We start from the raw sequence: 4,363 nt of genomic DNA, 5'->3' as shown, positions 1-4,363 counted from the left end.
GCCACCACTACTGCTGGGCCGGCCGCCACCACTACTGCTGGTGTTGTTGTTGGTGCGGCCGTTGGTGCCCCTGGTGTTGCCCCCACCGTTGCCGCCGCCGCTGTTGTTGCCGCTGGTGTTGGGGCGGCGGTCATTGCGGCGCGGAGTGTTCTCGGCCATGGCAGGGGAATCCTTTCGGCGGTGACCAACCCTGGGGATCCAAGGTTAGGTGGACAAATGCGTAGAGGCCACCTCAAATGAGGTGGCCTCTACAAAGTAATGTCCGGCGACGTCCTACTCTCCCACAACCTCCCGGTTGCAGTACCATCGGCGCTGAAGGGCTTAACTTCCGGGTTCGGAATGGAGCCGGGTGTTTCCCCATCGCTATGGCCGCCGAAACTCTATGGAGTTAGATCAAACCAATTCGCCCCGAAACATCTCCCCGAAAGGGAGCTATGGTTCGGAACTCAAGGTTCCCGACCGTAACTCGGGAACCACACAGTGGACGCGCAACATCTTTGAGGGACAAGCCCTCGGTCTATTAGTACCGGTCGGCTAGGCATTGCTGCTGTACACCTCCGGCCTATCAACCCAGTAGTCTACTGGGGACCTTACCCGGTTAACCCGGTGGGAAACCTCATCTTGAAACGTGCTTCCCGCTTAGATGCATTCAGCGGTTATCACTTCCGAACGTAGCTAACCAGCCGTGCTCCTGGCGGAACAACTGGCACACCAGAGGTTCGTCCATCCCGGTCCTCTCGTACTAGGGACAGCCTTTCTCAAGTTTCCTGCGCGCGCGGCGGATAGGGACCGAACTGTCTCACGACGTTCTAAACCCAGCTCGCGTGCCGCTTTAATGGGCGAACAGCCCAACCCTTGGGACCTACTCCAGCCCCAGGATGCGACGAGCCGACATCGAGGTGCCAAACCATCCCGTCGATATGGACTCTTGGGGAAGATCAGCCTGTTATCCCCGGGGTACCTTTTATCCGTTGAGCGACGCCGCTTCCACATGCCAGCGCCGGATCACTAGTTCCGACTTTCGTCCCTGCTCGAGTTGTCACTCTCACAGTCAAGCTCCCTTGTGCACTTACACTCGAAACCTGATTGCCAACCAGGCTGAGGGAACCTTTGAGCGCCTCCGTTACATTTTAGGAGGCAACCGCCCCAGTTAAACTACCCATCAGGCACTGTCCCTGATCCAGATAATGGACCTAGGTTAGATATCTAGTACGACCAGAGTGGTATTTCAACGTTGACTCCACGACAACTGGCGTCGCCGTTTCACAGTCTCCCACCTATCCTACACAAGCCGAACCAAACACCAATACCAAACTATAGTAAAGGTCCCGGGGTCTTTCCGTCCTGCCGCGCGTAACGAGCATCTTTACTCGTACTGCAATTTCGCCGAGTCCACGGTTGAGACAGCGCCCAAGTCGTTACTCCATTCGTGCAGGTCGGAACTTACCCGACAAGGAATTTCGCTACCTTAGGATGGTTATAGTTACCACCGCCGTTTACTGGGGCTTAAGTTCTCCGCTTCGAACCGAAGTTCTAACAGGTCCCCTTAACCTTCCAGCACCGGGCAGGAGTCAGTCCGTATACATCGTCTTACGACTTCGCACGGACCTGTGTTTTTAGTAAACAGTCGCTTGGGCCTGGTCTCTGCGGCCTTCATCGCTTCCGGGAGCAAGTCCCATCACGAATCCGGCCCCCCTNATTCTCTACCTGATCACCTGAGTCGGTTTGGGGTACGGGCGGCGCATAGCTCGCTAGAGGTTTTTCTCGACAGCATAGGATCATCCACTTCGTCCATACGGACTCCCCATCAGGTCTCAGGCACATGAACGGCGGATTTGCCTACCGTTCGCCCTACACCCTTAGCCGTGGGCAACCATCGCCACGGTTGGACTACCTTCCTGCGTCACCCCATCGCTTGACTACTACTAGTTCGGGTCGTGCGCTCTGCCACCATCGTCCCGAAGGATCCCGGTGGTTTTGGGCACTTAGCATCACTAGGTTCGTCATGGGCGCTATTTTGCCGGTACGGGAATATCAACCCGTTGTCCATCGACTACGCCTGTCGGCCTCGCCTTAGGTCCCGACTTACCCAGGGCAGATTAGCTTGACCCTGGAACCCTTGATCATTCGGCGGACTGGTTTCTCGCCAGTCATTCGCTACTCATGCCTGCATTCTCACTCGTGTGGCCTCCACGGCTGGATCACTCCGCCGCTTCACTGCCCACACGACGCTCCCCTACCCATCCATGCAACTGGACCACAAAGGCCTGTCTTACGCATGAATGCCATAGCTTCGGTGGATAACTTGAGCCCCGCTACATTGTCGGCGCGGAATCACTTGACCAGTGAGCTATTACGCACTCTTTCAAGGGTGGCTGCTTCCAAGCCAACCTCCTGGTTGTCTGTGCGACTCCACATCCTTTTCCACTTAGTTATCGCTTAGGGACCTTAGCTGATGGTCTGGGCTGTTTCCCTCTCGACTACGGAGCTTATCCCCCGCAGTCTCACTGCCGCGCTCTCACTTACTGGCATTCGGAGTTTGGTTAACGTCAGTAACCTTGTAGGGCCCATCGGCTATCCAGTGCTCTACCTCCAGCAAGAAACACGCGACGCTGCACCTAAATGCATTTCGGGGAGAACCAGCTATCACGAAGTTTGATTGGCCTTTCACCCCTATCCACAGGTCATCCCCTCAGTTTTCAACCTAAGTGGGTTCGGTCCTCCACGCGGTCTTACCCGCGCTTCAACCTGCCCATGGATAGATCACTTCGCTTCGGGTCTTGATCGTGCTACTCAAACGCCCTATTCGGACTCGCTTTCGCTACGGCTTCCCCACACGGGTTAACCTCGCAACACAACGCAAACTCGCAGGCTCATTCTTCAAAAGGCACGCTGTCACAGGGACGAATCCCCGCTCCAACGGTTTGTAGGCACATGGTTTCAGGTACTATTTCACTCCCCGCCAGGGGTACTTTTCACCTTTCCCTCACGGTACTTGTCCGCTATCGGTCACCAAGGAGTATTTAGGCTTAACGGGTGGTCCCGCCAGATTCACACGGAATTTCAGGGGTTCCGTGTTACTTGGGGTGACGTCTCAGAGCCATCGTCTTACGTGTACGGGGGTATCACCCTCTACGCCAGGACTTTCCAATCCATTTCGACTTCAACGATGGTTTCTAACTCTGTGTCGGATCGGCAGATCCGACGTGACGGCCCCACAACCCTCGAACAGCAACGCCTGCCGGCTATCACACTGCACGAGTTTGGCCTCTTCCGATTTCGCTCGCCACTACTCTCGGAATCACTTTTGTTTTCTCTTCCTACCGGTACTGAGATGTTTCACTTCCCGGTGTTCCCTCCAACTGTCCTATGTGTTCAGACAGAGGTAACTGGACATGACTCCAGCTGGGTTTCCCCATTCGGAAATCCCCGGATCACAGCTTGGTTACCAACTTCCCGGGGCTTATCGCAGGTTCCTACGTCCTTCATCGGCTCTTGGTGCCAAGGCATCCACCATGTGCCCTTAGTAGCTTGTCTTGCTACAAAGATGCTCGCGTCCACTGTGTAGTTCTCAAGATACGGGCGGTACCACCACAAACTCCGTGCCTACCCAGTCCAACGACCAAGCGGTTCAGCGGTGTGATGGCCCACGAGAAAACGAGTCAAGACTCGATCCCTCAGGACCCAACAGTGTGTCAAGTGCTCACCCCCACCAAACCCCGCGTTCCACGTCCCGAAGGACAGTACTAACAGACCAGGCGGAAAGCTCCCACCAACTAATCGACGTTCCACTAGTGAGCGTTGCCTGCCGCGACACATTCGGCCACGAAACAGACAGACTGGACAGACAATGTCTGCCAATAGCTCCTTAGAAAGGAGGTGATCCAGCCGCACCTTCCGGTACGGCTACCTTGTTACGACTTCGTCCCAATCGCCAGCCCCACCTTCGACGGCTCCCTCCACAAGGGTTGGGCCACCGGCTTCGGGTGTTGCCGACTTTCGTGACGTGACGGGCGGTGTGTACAAGGCCCGGGAACGTATTCACCGCAGCGTTGCTGATCTGCGATTACTAGCGACTCCGACTTCATGGGGTCGAGTTGCAGACCCCAATCCGAACTGAGACCGGCTTTTTGGGATTCGCTCCACCTTACGGTATCGCAGCCCTTTGTACCGGCCATTGTAGCATGCGTGAAGCCCTGGACATAAGGGGCATGATGACTTGACGTCATCCCCACCTTCCTCCGAGTTGACCCCGGCAGTCTCTTATGAGTCCCCACCATTACGTGCTGGCAACATAAGACGAGGGTTGCGCTCGTTGCGGGACTTAACCCAACATCTCACGACACGAGCTGACGACAGCCAT

Annotated in this window: 3 rRNA genes; all 3 read right to left on the bottom strand. The window is 56.0% G+C overall.

The features are described 5' to 3' along the window. Positions 1 to 260: 260 nt before the first annotated feature. Positions 261 to 377 (bottom strand): 5S ribosomal RNA (rrf, locus tag ASD66_RS17565). 123 nt (positions 378 to 500) lie between these two features. Beyond that, positions 501 to 3,537 (bottom strand): 23S ribosomal RNA (locus tag ASD66_RS17560). 335 nt (positions 3,538 to 3,872) lie between these two features. After that, a 16S ribosomal RNA gene (locus ASD66_RS17555) occupies positions 3,873 to 4,363 on the bottom strand; the annotation flags it as partial.

The sequence above is a fragment of the Nocardioides sp. Root151 genome (assembly GCF_001427925.1).
Taxonomy (GTDB): Bacteria; Actinomycetota; Actinomycetes; order Propionibacteriales; family Nocardioidaceae; genus Nocardioides.
The sequence above is the reverse complement of the archived record's forward strand: the minus strand, read 5'-3'. Positions and strand labels throughout refer to the sequence as shown.